Below are 14,765 nucleotides of genomic sequence, written 5' to 3'. Positions count from 1 at the left end.
TGAAACCAGGCCAGAGCGGTAATTTCGGTCAGATCGCCAGTACCGGTGGAACCACCGTGAACGCTCAGCCGACCGGCAACAACGCCCAGACAGCCTTGCCCGGACCGGTCGGCACACTGCCCCACCGCTGCGCAAGCTCCCGCACCAGCAGCAACCCGCGGCCACCCTCGGCGCGCAGGTCCATCCCGGCCGGCTCTGCCGCCGCCCGGCTGCCGTCCACCACGGCCAGGTGCAGGTACGGCCGGCGCAGGGTCACCGTGACCTGCATCGGCGTCCCCGCGTGGCGGACCACGTTGCCGACCAGTTCGCTGAGCACCAGCGCGGCCGGACCAGCGGCCTCCGGCAGGTTCCAGCGCGCACACGCGTCCCCGACCAGCTCCCGGGCCCGTCGGCAGGCCCCGGCGACCGGTTCCAGGCGCGTCCGCAGCCGGGGCGAACTGGCTTCGCCGGCCATCCGGGTCGCCTCCGCGCAATCCGGCGACACCGGAACCACCCGGCACGTCGTCGACTCGGCCAGCCAGCGCGCGGCGGCCGGCGGGGGAGCGCAGAGCACCACCGGCACGGCCGGCCACTCCTCGGCCCGCCGGGCCGTGGCCGCGAAGACCGACAGCGCCAGCCGGTCCCGGACGGTGACCTCGGCGAGGTCGACCACCAGCGCGTCCGGCTGGGCGGCCAACGCCCCGTCGAGGGCCTGGTGCACCGAGCGCATGGTGCCCAGGTCCAGCGCGCCGGCGAGCCGGACGACCGCCACCGGTGCCGTGTCGCGCACCTCGCAGGTGATCCGGCTGGGCATGCGGGTCCCTCGATTCACTGGTGGGCCGGGACCTGCCAACTACCCGAGGCCGAGCAGCGCCAAACCGGACCGACCGGCGGGCCGACGCAGGTCACCGCCGCACTCTCCCGGTCAGCAGGCCCAGCGCGATCATGCCGACGCCCAGGCCAAGGTGCAGCCAGCCGTCGGCGTCGTTGACCGGCAGGACGTTCGCGCCGGTGTCGTGGTCCACCGCCAGCCCGTACAGCCAGAGCACCAGGTAGACGGCGCCGCCGCCGACCAGGAACGTCCGCGCGCCGCCGACCGTCCGCGCCAGCGCCAGGCCGGCCACCCCGAACAGCAGGTGGACGAGGTTGTGCAGCACCGACACCTGGAAGACGCCGAACAGGAACGCGCCCGAGCCGTGCCCGGCGAACCGCAGGTCACCCGTGCCGCTGGTGATCCCCGGCACGAAGCCGAGCACCCCGACCAGCAGGAACACCACAGCCACCGTGGCCGCCGCGCGGCGTACCGGCGGCTTGCCCTCGGCCGGGTTGGCCCGGGCCCGGGAGTGCGCCATCGGTCCGACCATCACCGGCTCCTCGCTGCGCGGCGGGCGTGGGCGCCGCGCATACCCGGTGCCGCCGCCGGCAAACCGCCGACGGCACCGGGGCAGGTCAGACCGGTTGCAGCCGGGTCGTACCGGCCAGCTCGCGGACCCGCTGGTACAGCTCGACGTAACGCTGCGCCATCACCGCCGGGGTGAACCGGCGCGCGGCCACCCGCCGGCACTCGTCGGGGTCGAGCAGGTCGGCGGCCAGCACGAGGTCGGCCAGTTCGTCCTCGTCGGCCGTCAACAGTCCGGTGCGGCCGTGCTCGATCAGCTCCGGCAGGCAGCCCCGGGCGGTCGCCACCACCGGCGTGCCCAGGGCCAGCGACTCGACCACCGCCGTACCCCCGGGCTCCTCCCACCGCAGCGGGAACAGCGAGGCGCGGGCGCTGGCCAGCAGGTCGTCGCGCTCCTGACCGGCCACCGTCCCGACCCAGCGGACCAGGTCACCGTCGACGTGCGGCGCCACCTCGTCGAGGAAGAACCGCACGTCCGGATTCTGCCGGGCCTCGTCGCCCGCCGCCGCCAGCTCGGCCGGACGGTGGTACGGGCCGACCGGACCGGCCAGCACCAGCGGGATCCCGACCCGGTGCGCCAGCCGCGCACCCACGTCCTGCCCCTTGCCCGGGTTGATCCGGCCGAGGATCAGCAGATGCCCGCCCTTCTCCGGGCGGGGCCGGCGGTCGGCGTCCACGGCCAGGGGGGTGGACAGGTGCACGTGCCCCACCGAGTGCTCCCGCAGCGCCAGCGGCGCCCGGGCCAGCTGGGACGCGGAGACACCGTTGACCCGGACCCGGGCGCCGCCGTCCAGGCTGCCGTACAGCGCCGGGTGCTTGGCCAGGTCCCAGTGCAGGGTGTGCAGGGTCGGCGGACCGGCCGGCCCCATCGCGGCCAGGGTGGCCAGCCCGACGGCCTCCACGTGGTCGTGCACCAGGTCGATGTCGTCGCGGGAGTGCAGCTCGCGGACCACCCCGGCGAGGTGCGCCTGGGCGATCCCGCAGACCTGGTTGTACGGGCGCTGCAACGCGGCGAACTGCTCGTCGGCGAAGACCGACATCCGGTCGTCCACCGGCAGGGTGCTGCTGCCCACCGAGGCGAGCACCACCCGTACGCCGAGTCGCCGCAGCTCCGGCACCAGCGTGGCGATCACGTTCTCGATGCCGCCGTAGCCGGGGGGTGGCACGGACAGCCACGGACCGGCGTTCATCAGGACGGTGAGACTCATCGGAGGACCTCCCGGTCACTCATGCCGCGGCCACCCGTCGGCGGGGCAGCTGGTGACGCAGCTCGGCCAGCGGCGGACGCTCCTCGATGGACACGTCGCTGACCACGATCTCCCGGTCGAGGTTCGGCAGCGTGTCCGAGCCGCCCCGACGGAACTGGGTCAGCAGCGCCTCCGGCGACAGGCCGGGGCTCGCCCAGCCGCGCCGCTGCAACCGGGACCACGCCGTCAACATGATCTGCGCGGACATCCGCCCGAGCGCCGCCGTGTCCTGGTGGCGGTGCTTGCGCTCACCGAGGTCGACCTGCGCCAACGCGTCCAGACCGACCAGGTCCAGCAGGTCGATCAGCATCGCCGTCTCGACCCCGTACCCGGAGACGAACGGGACCCGGGCGAGCACGTCCCGCCGTGCGGCGTACTCGCCGGCGAGCGGCTGCACGAACCCGGCCAGCTCCGGCCAGAACAGGTTGAGCAGCGGTCGGGCCATCAACTCCGTCACCCGGCCGCCACCGTCCTGCTCGACTGCCGCCGCGCCGACCAGGGGCCGGTGGTAGAAACCCTTCACGAAGTCGACCGACGGGTCGGTCAGCAGCGGGCCGAGCAGCCCGCTGACGAAGTGCGGCCGGAACTCGCGCAGGTCGGCGTCGATGAACGCCACCACGTCGCCCTCGGCCGCGGCCAGGCCGGCCCAGAGCGCGTCACCCTTGCCGGTGAGCCGGGGCAGACCCCGGGTCATCTCGTCCTGGCTTACCACCTCCGCGCCGGCCGCCCGGGCCACCTGCGCGGTGCGGTCGGTCGACCGTGAGTCCACCACGATCAGCTCGTCGACCAGGGCCACCCGGTCCATCAGGTGCTCGCGGATGGTCGACACGATGGCGCCGACCGTGGCCTCCTCGTTGCGCGCCGGCAGCACCACGCTGACCCGGCTGTCGCCCTTGGCGCGCAGCAGCCGGCGTGCCGGCCAGTCCGCCGCCGAAGTGGTCCGGTACGTGGCCCACGCCTCCACCACCGGTGACACGCTCGATGTCGTATCCCGCACTGGCACCCCTTATGAATCGTGGGCGGAAAGAACCGCGTTCGGTAGTTCCCATTCCTGACCATGCGCTAACCGCTTCCAGGGCAACAGCTTGATCACGCAGGTGACGACACCGCGTTCCCGGGGGATGAACGTTTGATTGCGCACATGCCAGGGGACTGCTCCCAGCGGTCATGAAAAGTTCTCGAAGGGGTTGTCGAATGCGTAGATGCCGGGTGGGTCTGGTCGGCGCCGGGGGAGTGGCACAACGCCACGCGCGGGTGCTGGACGGGTTCGATGACGTCGAGCTGATCGGGGTGACCGACGTCATGCCCGACGCCGCCGCGACGCTGGCCGCGCGGCACGGGACGCGGGCACACGCCGACGTCGCCGAACTGCTGGCCGCCGGACCGGACGCGGTGTACGTGTGCGTGCCGCCGTTCGCGCACGGCCCGGCCGAGCAGGCGGTGCTCGACGCCGGGCTGCCGATGTTCGTGGAGAAGCCCGTCGCGGTCGACCTGGCCACCGCCGAGCACATCGCCGCCGAGGTGACCCGCCGGGGGGTGCTGACCGCCGTCGGCCACCACTGGCGGTACCTCGGCGTCGTGGACGAGGCCCGCGAGCTGCTCGCCGACCGTCCGGTGCGCATGGTCAGCGGCGCCTGGCTGGACAAGGTCCCCCCGGTGGCGTGGTGGGCACGGCGCGACCGCTCCGGCGGCCCGGTGGTCGAACAGGCCGCCCACGTGCTCGACCTCGTCCGGGCACTGGTCGGCGAGGTGAGCGAGGTCACCGCGTACGGCAACGGCACGCCCCCGCCGGTCGACGGAGCGGACATCGACTCGGTGACCACCGCCGTGCTGCGCTTCACCAACGGGGCGGTCGGCACTCTCAGCGCCGCCTGTGTGCTCGGCTGGAAGCACCGCGCCGGGCTGGAGATCCTCGCCGACGGGTTGGCGCTGTCGCTCACCGAGGAGGGCCTGACCATCCGCGACGCCGACGGCGAGCGGCACGTACCGGCCGACCCCGAGGCCGCCCGGGTGGCCGTGGACCGCGCCTTCGTCGACGCGGTGCGCGGCGTCGGCGACGACGTACGCGTCCCGTACGCCGAGGCGCTGGCCACCCAGCGGCTGGCCCTCGCGGTGTCCGACTCGGCCCGCACCGGCGCGGCCGTGCGGCTCACCACCTCCAGCGGCCCCGCGGTGCTCAGCCCCGGGGTGACCGTCGATGCGTGACAAGGTCGTGGTGGTCACCGGGCCGGGCCGCGTCGAGGTGGTGGAGCAGGACGCCGCGCCGCTGCGCCCCGGCACCTTCCGGGTGGAGACGTTGTTCAGCGGCGTCTCCGCCGGCACCGAGCTGAGCTACGTCAAGGGTACGAATCCGTACCTGAACGTCACCTGGAACGCCGACCTGGGGCTTTTCCAGCCCGGCGAGGCGAGCACCCCGTACCCGGTGACCCGGCTGGGCTACATGCAGGTCGGCCGGGTGGTGGAGAGCGAGACCCCGGCCGTCGCGGTGGGCACGGTCGGCGCGATGACGTACGGGCACCGCACCGGCTGGCTGGCCGACCCGGTCGCCGAACGGTTCGTGCCGCTGCCCGACGACCTGGACCCGCTGCTCGGCGTCTACGTCGCGCACATGGGCCCGATCTGCGCCAACGGTCTGCTGCACGCCGCCGCCGACCTGCACGGCACGGACGTGCGCTCGCTCGGCGACGGCGTCCGCGGCCGGCGCGTCGCGGTGGTGGGCGCCGGCGTGGTCGCCCTGCTGACCGCCCTGTTCGCCCGCCGGCACGGGGCCGCCTCCGTGGTGGTGCTCGACCCGACCGAACAACGCCGGCAGGTCGCCGAGGCGCTCGGCCTGGAGACCCTCGACCCGGAGGCGGACGACCCGGCGGCCGTGCTCAAGACCCGGTGGGCGCACACCGCCGGTGACCGGGGCGCCGACGTGGTGTTCCAGTGCCGGGGGCAGGCGTGGGCGTTGCAGCTCGCCCTGCGGCTGCTCCGGCCGCAGGGCACGGTCATCGACCTCGCCTTCTACCAGGGCGGCGCGGACGCGGTCCGCCTCGGCGAGGAGTTCCACCACAACGGGCTGGCGCTGCGCTGCGCCCAGATCGGCCGGGTGCCGCGCGGGCTCGCCCCGACCTGGGACCGGGAACGGCTCTCCGCCGAGACGATCGACCTGCTGCGGGCGTACGGCGACGGGATCCGCAAGCACCTGGTCTCGGCGGTGGTGCCGTTCGACGAGGCGGCCACCCTGCTCACCGACCTGGCCGAACGCCGACGGCAGGAACTACAGGTGGTACTGGCCGCCTGACCTGGCGTCCGGGCGTGACCGGGCGGACTACCGTTCCCGGCATGACCGCTTCCGAGCGCCGGCCTCCCGGCCTGGCCGCGCTGCTGCCGTACCTGCGGGACCACCGCGGCACCCTCGCCGTGGTGGGCGCGCTGTCGCTCGTCGGCGCGGCGGCGTCCCTCGCTCAGCCGCTGCTGACCCGGTCGGTGCTCGACCGGGTCAGCGGCGGTCTCGGGGTCTCCGACCTCGTCGCCGTGCTAGTGGCCCTCGTGGTGCTCGGCGCGGCGATCGGTGGTCTGCGCGACTACCTGCTGCAACGCACCGCCGAAGGGCTCGTGCTGGGCACCCGGCGGCGGCTGGCCGGGCACCTGCTGCGGCTGCCCATCGCCGAGTACGACAGCCGGCGCACCGGCGACCTGCTCTCCCGACTCGGCTCCGACACCACCCTGCTGCGGGCGGTCGTCACCTCCGGCCTGTTCGAGACGGTCACCGGGGCGGTGATGGTGCTCGGGGCCGGCACCGCGATGGTGCTGCTCGACCCGCTGCTGTTCGGCGTCACCCTGCTCGGGGTGGGCCTCGGTCTGGGTTTCGCGCTCACGTTCGCCCGCCGGGTCCGCGCCCTCGCCCGCGCCGCCCAGGAACGGATCGGCGAGATGACCTCCGCGGTGGAGCGGGCCATCTCCGCCGCCCGGACCATCCGGGCCAGCCGCGCCGAGGCCCGCGAGGCCGAGATGGTCACCGGCAGCGCCCGCGAGGCGTACACGGCGGGACTGCGGGTGGCCCGGGTGCAGGCGGTGGTCGGACCCGTGGGCTCGGTCACCGTGCAGGGCGCCTTCCTGCTGGTGCTGGGCGTCGGCGGCGCGCGGGTGGCCGCCGGCGCGATCACCGTCGGCGATCTGGTCGCCTTCGTCATGTACCTGTTCTTCCTGGCCCTGCCGCTGGGCCAGGTGCTGCGCGCGTACACCCAGTTGCAGTCCGGCCTGGGCGCGTTGCAGCGGATCGAGGAGATCCTGACCGTGCCGGCGGAGGGCGCGGCGGACCGGCCGGCGTCGGGGGCAGCCACGGCGACCCCGCGCCGACCCGCCCCGATGATCGAGTTCGAGCGGGTGGGGTTCGGCTACCCCGGCGGGGCGCCGGTGCTGCACGAGGTCAGCTTCGCGGTGCCGGCCGGCACCCGGACCGCCCTGGTCGGCCCGTCCGGCGCCGGCAAGTCGACCCTGCTGGCCCTTGTCGAACGCTTCTACGAGGTGAGCGACGGCGCGGTCCGCCTGGACGGCACCGACGTGCGGGACCTGCCCCGCGACGCGCTGCGGGCCCGGCTGGGCTACGTCGAGCAGGAGGCCCCCGTGCTCGCCGGCACGCTGCGCGAGAACCTCCTGATCACCACCCCGGACGCCTCCGACGACCGGTTGCGCACCGTGCTCGACGAGGTCAACCTCGCGCACCTCGCCGACCGCAACCCGCAGGGCCTGGACGTCCAGGTCGGCGAGGGTGGCGTGCTGCTCTCCGGGGGCGAACGGCAGCGCCTGGCCATCGCACGGGCGCTCCTGGCCGGGCCGCCGGTGCTGCTGCTCGACGAACCGACGAGCAACCTCGACTCGCGCAACGAGGCCGCCCTGCGCCGCGCCATCGACGCGGTGGCCGTCCGCCGGACGTTGTTGATCGTGGCGCACCGGCTCGCCACCGTGGTCGACGCCGACCAGATCGTCGTCCTCGACGGCGGCCGGGTGGTGGCCGTGGGCACCCACGCCGAGCTGAGCGCCACCGACCCGCTCTACCGCGAGCTGGCCGCCCACCAGCTACTGGTCGTCTGAGCCACCGGCCCGGGGCGGACATGCCGGCGGCCGGGCCGCGCAAGCCGGCCCGGATCGCGTACCGTTGCCGCTCATGGGTGTCTCGCAACGGTTCAAGAGCAAGTTCCGGCGGTTCCTCCAGCGCCCGGGCTCGACCGTCGAACTCGCTCCGCTGGAGAAGATGCTGCCGGCGATCGAGGCGCGCGAGGCCGACCTCGCCGCGCTTGACGACGCCGAGCTGACCGAGGCCGCCGGCGCCGCGACCGGGTACGAGGAGATCTGCGCCGTCGGCCGCGAGGCCGCCCGCCGGGGCCTCGACCAGCGGCCGTACGACGTGCAGCTGCTCGGCGCGATGGCGCTGCTGTCCGGCAAGGTCGCCGAGATGGCCACCGGTGAGGGCAAGACCCTGACCGCCGCGATCGCCGCGTACGGGCACGTTCGGCTCGGAAACGGGCCGGTGCACGTGCTCACCGTCAACGACTACCTGGCCCGCCGCGACGCCCAGTGGATGGAGCCCGTCTACACCCTGCTCGGCCTGACCGTGGGCTGGGTCAACGAGGCCTCCACCCCGCAGGAGCGGCGCGACGCGTACTCCTGTGACGTCACCTACGTGTCGGTCAGCGAGGCGGGCTTCGACTACCTGCGCGACCAGCTGGTCACCGACATCGCCGACCGGGTGCAGCCGCCGCTGACCACCGCGATCGTCGACGAGGCCGACTCGATCATGATCGACGAGGCCCGGGTGCCGATGGTCCTCGCCGGCGCGGTGCCGGGCGAGCAGGACCCGGTGCACGCCGCCGCCGCGCTGGTGCGCGGGCTGCGCAAGGACCGGCACTTCACCGTCGCCGAGGACGGGCGCAGCGTGGCGTTCACCTCCGCCGGCCTGGCCGCCGTCGAGGCCAAGCTGGGCATCGACCTGTACGACGAGGAACACGTCGCGCAGCTCTCCGCCGTCAACGTGGCGTTGCACGCGCACGCCCTGCTGCACCGCGACGTGGACTACATCGTCCGCGACGGCTCGGTGGAGCTGATCGACGAGATGCGCGGTCGGGTGGCCCAGCGCCGCCGCTGGCCCGACGGGCTCCAGGCAGCGGTCGAGGCCAAGGAGGGCCTGGACGCCACCGCCGAGGGCGAGGTGCTGGGCACCATCGCCGTGCAGGCGTTCATCGCCCTCTACCCGAAGGTGTGCGGCATGACCGCCACCGCGGTGCTGGTCGGCGACCAGCTGCGGGAGTTCTTCGGCCTCGAGGTGGCGGTGATCCCACCGAACACGCCGTGCGTGCGGGAGGACGAGCCGGACCGCATCTACGCCACCCGGGCGGAGAAGGACGAGGCGCTGATCGACGAGATCCAGCGTTGGCACGCCAAGGGGCGGCCAATGCTGGTCGGCACCCTGGACGTCAAGGAGTCCGAGGCGCTGGCCGCCGGGCTCAACTCGGCCGGGGTGCCCTGCGTCGTCCTCAACGCCAAGAACGACGATGAGGAAGCGGCGATCATCGCTGAGGCGGGCGCGTACGGCGCGGTGACCGTCTCCACCCAGATGGCCGGCCGGGGCGTGGACATCCGGCTCGGTGGCAGCGACCAGGCCGACCAGGAGCGGGTGGCCGAGCTGGGTGGGCTCTACGTGATCGGCAGCGGCCGGCACGACAGCCGGCGGGTCGACGACCAGCTGCGCGGCCGGGCCGGCCGGCAGGGCGACCCCGGTGGCTCGGTCTTCTTCGTGAGCCTGGAGGACGACCTGGTCGTCCGCCACGCCGCCGACTCGGTGCCGGCGTCGCCACGGATGAACGCCGACGGCCTGGTCACCGACGAGCAGGTCGACTACGCGGTGGAGCACGCCCAGCGGGTCGCCGAGGGCGTCAACCACGAGATCCACCGCAACACCTGGCGCTACAGCGTGGTGATCGAGCAGCAGCGCAAGGCTCTCGCCCAGCGCCGGGAGCGGCTGCTGACCAGCGACGTGGCCGCGCTGATGCTGCTGGACAAGGTGCCCGAGAAGGCCGGCGAGATGGACGAGGACCTGCTGGCCCGGGCGGCCCGGTCGATCGCCCTCTACCACCTGGACCGGCTCTGGGCCGAGCACCTGTCCGAGCTGTCGGAGGTCCGCGAGGGTGTTCACCTGCGGGCGCTGGGCCGGCTCGACCCGCTCGACGAGTTCCACCGGGCCGCCGTGCCGGCCTTCAACAACCTGGTTCCGGAGATCGAGGCCCGCACCATCGCCACGTTCACCGAGACCGAATTCGACGAGGACTGGGAGCCCGACGACAGCACCCTGGTACGTCCGACCGCCACCTGGACGTACCTGGTGCACGACAACCCCTTCGGCTCCGAGCTCGACCGCCTGATCGCCTCGATCGGCCGACGGCTCAGCGGCGCCTCGCGCTGACGCTCCGGCGTGGCTCCTGTTCGCGCGCAACCCGGTGCGGCAGGAGCCCCGTTTTACGCCGTTTCGACCCGGCTTTCGCAGGGTAGTAGGGCGGGTCGGTCAAGTCGGAAGAGAGCAGACGATGACACAGGTGACGGTGCCTGCTGGGCAGGCGCGGAGGCGTACGGGAGCTGCGGACCAGTGAACCTGGACACGCGGGAACCCGTGGTGCACAACCTGGGCGTGCTGGAGACCGCCGCGCTGTTGCGGGAGCTGACGGCCGGCCTGATCGCGCTGACCGATTTCGATGAGGCGCTGCTGACGCTCGTCCGGGTCACCAGGGACGCGGTGGCCGGCGTGCGCTGGTGCGGATTCACGGCGCTGCGCGCTGGCGAGCCTGCCGGCGTGGCCGCCTCCGACGAGCGGCTCGCCGGCCTGGACGATCTGCGCCACGGCCCGGACTCGCCGGCGATGAGCGCGATCCGACGCCGCGAGATGATCCTCGCCGTCGACCTGGCCGGTGAACCACGCTGGCCGGCCTGGACGGCGCGCGCCCGCGACCTCGGCGTGCGCGGAGTGGTCTCCGCCCCGGTGGACATCGACGACCAGGTGATCGGGGCGATAAACCTGTACGCCGCCGGACCGAACCTGCTCACCCCGCAGCACCAACTGACCGCGATGCTGCTCGCCGAACACGCCGGCCTGCTGCTGGCCGCCGTGCGGGACCGGGGCCGGCAGGCCGAGATGGCCGGCGAGCGCGACGCCGAGCTGCTGCTCGACGGCGTGATCGGCCAGGCCGTCGGCGTGATCATGACGCAGCGGGGCTGCCCGCCGGCCGAGGCCCTGGACGTGCTGCGCACCGCCGCGTCCTCGCTGGACATCCCGCTGCGCGAGGTGGCCGAGCGTCTGGTGCGGACGGTCTCCCGCCAGCGCGAGAGCTGACCGGACGCGCCGCTCCTCGCCCGTGCCCGATCTCCCGGCCAGCGATGGCCGCCCGGGCGGCGAGGGTGGTGCGGCCGTCCTCTGGAGCTGAATCGTCTGCGACATCAGCTCCAAGGGCTCCACGTAGGGCACCTCCGCCCGCTCTGGCACGCGGCGGCGATTCGGGCGGCGTCGTTTCGTGAAGACGGGGCACGGGTAGCACTCTGGTACTGGTGAGCTGCGCCGACCCCGGGGAGGACCGATGCAGAGCCGGCTGCGGGTGCAGGGGCACCCCATCCAACCGATGCTCGTGACGTTTCCGCTCGGGCTGTTCGTCAGCGCCACCGTCTTCGACCTGAGCGATGTCGTCGGCGGGCCGGCGTTCCTGGGTGAGGTTGGCTACTGGACCGGCGTCGCCGCCCTGTTCGCCGCCGCGATGACCATGGTCGCCGGCATGGTCGACCTGTGGGACGTGCCGGTCGACCGCACCCGCCGCACCGCCATCGCCTTCAACCTGGTGAACGCGGCGATGGCCGGCCTGTTCCTGGTCACCTGCCTGGTGCGCGCGCACTCGCCGCAGCGCGGCGCGACCGTCGCGATCCTGCTCACCGAGCTTGTCGCGCTGGTCGCCGGCGGGGTCGGCGTACGCCTGGGCGCCCGGCTCATGCGCCAGTTCGACACCGGCCGCGCCGAGACCGGCAGCCTCGACGCGCTCGCCGGTTCCACCGTCGAGGTCGCCCGCCCGCGTCCCTGACCGGGCGCGTGCGACGGCAGATGGCTGCCGTCGACCCGGACGCGTACGTCAGTGGGGGTGGGACTCGTGGTGGTCCGCCAGGACGTCGGCGCCGAAGTCGCTGGCGGGGCGGCGCAGGACGGTGTGCGCGTGGTTGCCGTCCTCGGTGGTGTTGTCGTACTCGATCAACAGGTCGTCGCCCTGGATCCGGTAGTAGTGGCGCTGCCCCGGACGGGTCGGGCCCGCCCAGGCGAAGTGCAGCTCGCCGTCGTCGAGACGCCGCGCCTCGCGGACGGCCAGCTCCGGCGGTAGCCGGTCCAGGTAGAGCGCGACCACCTGGTCGAGCAGTGCCCGGCCGGTCGGTCCCAGCCGGCCGGCCGGCACGCCGAGTGGCTCCAGTGGAGTGTCGACGTGGGCGCGGGTGGCGCTGATGATGTCCGCCGGCGCCTCGTCGGCGATGATCGCGGCGGATCGTCCGGCCGGGTCGAGCGCGTCGAGCAGGGCGCGGGCGAGGTCCTCCTCGACACCGAGTGGCCGGGAGACCGGCCGGCCGGCGTACCGCACAGCCGCCGGGTTGGCGCCGAAGAAGATCGGCGCGGGGGAGACCTGGTCGTCCACGACGGTCATGGTCACCGACAGGTGGTGCCCCTCCAGCCGCCACGACCAGCGGTCGTCGCGCGCCGGATCACCGAACACAGCGACCCAGTAGTCGCCGCTGTGCCGCCCGCGACGCCAGCCCTCGGCGCGGTCGAGGACCTCCTCCAGCGCGATGATCGCCATCGCCTGCGCGTACGCGGACGGGCTGAGCGCCGTGGCGAGGAGCCGGTGTGCGGCCTTGCGCCCGACGACGTCCAGCTCGGCGAGGCTGACGCCGGGTCGGGGTCGGGGTCGGTACTCCAGCCAGCGTCGGGCGGGCTCGTCGTCGAACGGGTGCGACGCCTGGTCGCGGGCCGTCGGGTCGAGCGCGGCCAGCAGTGCCGTGCCGGCGGTGCGCATCTGCTCGGGCAGAGGATCTTCCACCGACCCTGTATACCGGTCGTTCGGGGTCGACGTCAGCCGGCCCGCAGCAGTTCGGTCATCTCCGGCAGGTCGAAGAACTGGGCGGTCTCCGCGGCGGACGGGCTGCCGTGGGCCGGGTCGGCTCCGGCCGCGAGCAGCGCGCGGACCGCGTCGGTGCTGCTGCGAAAGACGGCGGCCGCCAACGCCGTCTGACCCCGGTCGTTGACCCGGGTGTGGTCCGCGCCGCGGCTGAGCAGGGCGGCCACCGTGTCCGGGTGGGAGTGGTACGCGGCCAGGATCAGCAGCGTGTCGCCCTTGTCGTTGGTGAGGTTGACCGGCAGGCCGGCGTCGAGCTGCGCGGCCAGCTCCTCGGTGGAGCCCGAGCGGGCCAGGTCGAACATCCGGTGGGCGAACGCCAGCGTCGCGGCGTCGAGGTCATCGGTCACCGCTCCAGGTTAGGCCCTGGCGCCCTGATACGTTGCTCGGCCGGCGAGCGGGGAGAGGGGTCCGATGGGTGAGACGGTGTACGTGGGCAACGCGGGTGTCGACGGCGCCACCAACGCCGGCTGGCTGCTCGGGCACTTCGCGCCGCCCGGGGAGGTGCGGCACAGCGCCGACGTCGAGGTGAAGTGGGGCGTGCACCCGCCGGGGCAGGCCCGGTCGCGGTGGGCGACGGGGGAGCGGCGTACCACCCTGCTCGTGCTCGTCGAGGGGTGTTTCCGGGTGGAGTTGCCGGACCGGACGGTGCGGTTGGCCGAGCCGGGCGACTACGTGGTGTGGGCCCGCGGGGTGGACCACTCGTGGTACGCCGAACGCGCGTCGGTGGTGCTGACCGTACGGTGGCCGTCGGTGCCCGGCTACCGGGTGGACCCTCCGGTGCTGCGCTGAGGTCGACGGACGCCGTCCCACCAGACGGAATTACCTACTAAACCTATAGGCCTTGCCGACTAGAGTACGGAGGCACCCCACCGAACGACCCGCGAGGACCGCCATGATCCACCACAGCCCGGAGGGTGACCTGCTCGCCGTCGCCGCCCGGTGGGCCGACCCGACCGGCTGGCCGGTGCCGCTGCGGTTCGACGCCGCCGAGCGCTGGTACGCGCGCCTCGCCGCCGACGACGACCACGAGGTGTGGGCGCTGAGCTGGCTGCCCGGCCAGGGCACCGACCTGCACGACCACGGCGGCTCCGCCGGAGCGTTCCGGGTCGTCGCCGGCGCCCTCACCGAGGAGACCGTCGCCGCCGGCCGGCTGCGTCCACGACTGCTGCCCGCCGGCGCCGGTCGGCGCTTCGGCACCCGCCACGTCCACCAGGTGACCAACCGGGGTACGACGCCGGCGGTCAGTGTGCACGTCTACCGGCCGGCGCTGCGCCGGATGACCCGCTACCACCTCCTCGACGGGCGCCTGCGGGTCGCCGAGGTCGCCGAGGCCGGACGCTCCTGGTGAGCGCCGCCCAGCCCGAACCAAACCCCCCCCCACGCACCGGAAGGAACCGATGATGCTGACGACCGCCGAGCACTGTCCGGCCCCCGTACCGCCGCCGGGCTCCCAGGGCATCGACGAGATCCTGGCCGCCGCCCGCGCCCGGCTCGACCGGCTCGACCCGGAGCGGGCGCACCTGGCGTACCGGACCGGCGCGCTCCTGGTCGACATCCGGCCGGCCGCCCAGCGGGCCGCGCACGGCGTGGTGCCGGGCTCACTCGCCGTCGAGCGCAACGTGCTGGAGTGGCGCTTCGACCCGCGCTGCCCGGCCCGCCTGCCCGAGGCGGTCGACTACGACGTACCTGTGGTGATCCTCTGCCAGGAGGGCTACACCTCGTCACTGGCCGCCGCCGCGTTGCAGGACATCGGCCTGCGCCGCGCCACCGACGTGATCGGCGGGTTCGCGGCCTGGCGGATCGCCGGCCTGCCGGCTCTCGGTCCGACTCCGCTGCACCGCGCGTTCTCCCTCGCGTCCCCGGTCACCGCCGGGTCGGCGCGCCACTGACCGCCACGCCGCACCGGGCGTGGCGGTCGTACCGCCATCTCAGGAGGCACCATGTCCGTCGTCGCCATCCCCACCC

At 73.9% G+C, this 14,765-nt stretch carries 15 protein-coding genes; 9 read left to right on the top strand and 6 right to left on the bottom strand.

Annotated features, from left to right (window positions below):
* Positions 1 to 64 precede the first annotated feature (64 nt).
* From FHG89_RS02810 to FHG89_RS02795, 4 genes are all read right to left on the bottom strand, one after another.
* On the bottom strand, positions 65 to 793 hold the full coding sequence (locus FHG89_RS02810; RefSeq protein WP_139582516.1) for an ATP-binding protein: 729 nt from the start codon (positions 791 to 793) through the stop codon (positions 65 to 67).
* 91 nt (positions 794 to 884) lie between these two features.
* The gene (locus FHG89_RS02805; protein WP_139582515.1) at positions 885 to 1,343 is read right to left on the bottom strand and encodes a DUF4383 domain-containing protein; all 459 of its coding nucleotides are present in this window, start codon (positions 1,341 to 1,343) and stop codon (positions 885 to 887) included.
* A gap of 85 nt (positions 1,344 to 1,428) precedes the next feature.
* Positions 1,429 to 2,586: a glycosyltransferase gene (locus FHG89_RS02800; protein WP_139582513.1), complete on the bottom strand. Its 1,158-nt coding sequence runs from the start codon at positions 2,584 to 2,586 to the stop codon at positions 1,429 to 1,431.
* A gap of 19 nt (positions 2,587 to 2,605) precedes the next feature.
* Positions 2,606 to 3,589: a glucosyl-3-phosphoglycerate synthase gene (locus tag FHG89_RS02795; protein ID WP_244295123.1), complete on the bottom strand. Its 984-nt coding sequence runs from the start codon at positions 3,587 to 3,589 to the stop codon at positions 2,606 to 2,608.
* A 230-nt stretch (positions 3,590 to 3,819) separates the two neighbouring features.
* On the opposite strand from FHG89_RS02795, the gene FHG89_RS02790 reads away from it, so the two are divergent.
* The 6 genes from FHG89_RS02790 to FHG89_RS02765 all read left to right on the top strand — a co-directional run bounded on the left by FHG89_RS02790 (position 3,820) and on the right by FHG89_RS02765 (position 11,723).
* Positions 3,820 to 4,830: a Gfo/Idh/MocA family protein gene (locus FHG89_RS02790; protein ID WP_139582511.1), complete on the top strand. Its 1,011-nt coding sequence runs from the start codon at positions 3,820 to 3,822 to the stop codon at positions 4,828 to 4,830.
* Positions 4,823 to 5,911 carry a zinc-binding dehydrogenase gene (locus tag FHG89_RS02785; protein WP_139582509.1) on the top strand — a complete coding sequence of 363 codons (1,089 nt, stop codon included), beginning with the start codon at positions 4,823 to 4,825 and terminating at the stop codon, positions 5,909 to 5,911. The genes FHG89_RS02790 and FHG89_RS02785 overlap by 8 nt, the downstream gene beginning before the upstream one ends.
* A 41-nt stretch (positions 5,912 to 5,952) precedes the next feature.
* Positions 5,953 to 7,704 carry an ABC transporter ATP-binding protein gene (locus tag FHG89_RS02780; RefSeq protein ID WP_139582507.1) on the top strand — a complete coding sequence of 584 codons (1,752 nt, stop codon included), beginning with the start codon at positions 5,953 to 5,955 and terminating at the stop codon, positions 7,702 to 7,704.
* Positions 7,705 to 7,777: 73 nt separating this feature from the next.
* On the top strand, positions 7,778 to 10,069 hold the full coding sequence (secA2, locus tag FHG89_RS02775) for an accessory Sec system translocase SecA2 (RefSeq protein WP_139582506.1): 2,292 nt from the start codon (positions 7,778 to 7,780) through the stop codon (positions 10,067 to 10,069).
* Between the two features lie 180 nt (positions 10,070 to 10,249).
* Positions 10,250 to 10,990 carry a GAF and ANTAR domain-containing protein gene (locus FHG89_RS02770; protein ID WP_139582505.1) on the top strand — a complete coding sequence of 247 codons (741 nt, stop codon included), beginning with the start codon at positions 10,250 to 10,252 and terminating at the stop codon, positions 10,988 to 10,990.
* A gap of 241 nt (positions 10,991 to 11,231) precedes the next feature.
* On the top strand, positions 11,232 to 11,723 hold the full coding sequence (locus FHG89_RS02765; protein WP_139582504.1) for a DUF2231 domain-containing protein: 492 nt from the start codon (positions 11,232 to 11,234) through the stop codon (positions 11,721 to 11,723).
* 48 nt (positions 11,724 to 11,771) lie between these two features.
* Here the strand turns inward: FHG89_RS02765 and FHG89_RS02760 are convergent, their stop codons facing one another.
* Positions 11,772 to 12,722: a DUF3500 domain-containing protein gene (locus FHG89_RS02760; RefSeq protein ID WP_208760840.1), complete on the bottom strand. Its 951-nt coding sequence runs from the start codon at positions 12,720 to 12,722 to the stop codon at positions 11,772 to 11,774.
* Between the two features lie 32 nt (positions 12,723 to 12,754).
* Positions 12,755 to 13,147 carry an ankyrin repeat domain-containing protein gene (locus FHG89_RS02755; RefSeq protein ID WP_139582502.1) on the bottom strand — a complete coding sequence of 131 codons (393 nt, stop codon included), beginning with the start codon at positions 13,145 to 13,147 and terminating at the stop codon, positions 12,755 to 12,757.
* A 64-nt stretch (positions 13,148 to 13,211) separates the two neighbouring features.
* Here FHG89_RS02755 and FHG89_RS02750 point away from each other — a divergent pair, with 64 nt between their 5' ends.
* The 3 genes from FHG89_RS02750 (at position 13,212) to FHG89_RS02740 (ending at position 14,689) form a co-directional block, all read left to right on the top strand.
* Positions 13,212 to 13,589 (top strand): cupin domain-containing protein, encoded by a 378-nt coding sequence (locus tag FHG89_RS02750; protein ID WP_139582500.1) that lies wholly within the window; start codon positions 13,212 to 13,214, stop codon positions 13,587 to 13,589.
* A 103-nt stretch (positions 13,590 to 13,692) separates the two neighbouring features.
* Positions 13,693 to 14,148, top strand: coding sequence for a cysteine dioxygenase (locus tag FHG89_RS02745; RefSeq protein WP_139582498.1), 456 nt, complete (start codon positions 13,693 to 13,695; stop codon positions 14,146 to 14,148).
* Between the two features lie 52 nt (positions 14,149 to 14,200).
* Positions 14,201 to 14,689, top strand: coding sequence for a rhodanese-like domain-containing protein (locus tag FHG89_RS02740; protein ID WP_341874242.1), 489 nt, complete (start codon positions 14,201 to 14,203; stop codon positions 14,687 to 14,689).
* Positions 14,690 to 14,765 lie beyond the last annotated feature (76 nt).

This window comes from Micromonospora orduensis (assembly GCF_006228125.1).
GTDB lineage: Bacteria > Actinomycetota > Actinomycetes > Mycobacteriales > Micromonosporaceae > Micromonospora > Micromonospora orduensis.
This window is presented reverse-complemented; position numbering and strand designations above follow the sequence as displayed.

Bases quoted from the DNA above. Each gene is read 5' to 3' on its own strand.
- FHG89_RS02810 (WP_139582516.1), bottom strand. From the start codon at position 793: ATGCCCAGCCGGATCACCTGCGAGGTGCGCGACACGGCACCGGTGGCG.
- FHG89_RS02805 (WP_139582515.1), bottom strand. From the start codon at position 1,343: ATGGTCGGACCGATGGCGCACTCCCGGGCCCGGGCCAACCCGGCCGAG.
- FHG89_RS02800 (WP_139582513.1), bottom strand. From the start codon at position 2,586: ATGAGTCTCACCGTCCTGATGAACGCCGGTCCGTGGCTGTCCGTGCCA.
- FHG89_RS02790 (WP_139582511.1), top strand. From the start codon at position 3,820: ATGCGTAGATGCCGGGTGGGTCTGGTCGGCGCCGGGGGAGTGGCACAA.
- FHG89_RS02785 (WP_139582509.1), top strand. From the start codon at position 4,823: ATGCGTGACAAGGTCGTGGTGGTCACCGGGCCGGGCCGCGTCGAGGTG.
- FHG89_RS02780 (WP_139582507.1), top strand. From the start codon at position 5,953: ATGACCGCTTCCGAGCGCCGGCCTCCCGGCCTGGCCGCGCTGCTGCCG.
- secA2 (WP_139582506.1), top strand. From the start codon at position 7,778: ATGGGTGTCTCGCAACGGTTCAAGAGCAAGTTCCGGCGGTTCCTCCAG.
- FHG89_RS02765 (WP_139582504.1), top strand. From the start codon at position 11,232: ATGCAGAGCCGGCTGCGGGTGCAGGGGCACCCCATCCAACCGATGCTC.
- FHG89_RS02750 (WP_139582500.1), top strand. From the start codon at position 13,212: ATGGGTGAGACGGTGTACGTGGGCAACGCGGGTGTCGACGGCGCCACC.
- FHG89_RS02745 (WP_139582498.1), top strand. From the start codon at position 13,693: ATGATCCACCACAGCCCGGAGGGTGACCTGCTCGCCGTCGCCGCCCGG.
- FHG89_RS02740 (WP_341874242.1), top strand. From the start codon at position 14,201: ATGCTGACGACCGCCGAGCACTGTCCGGCCCCCGTACCGCCGCCGGGC.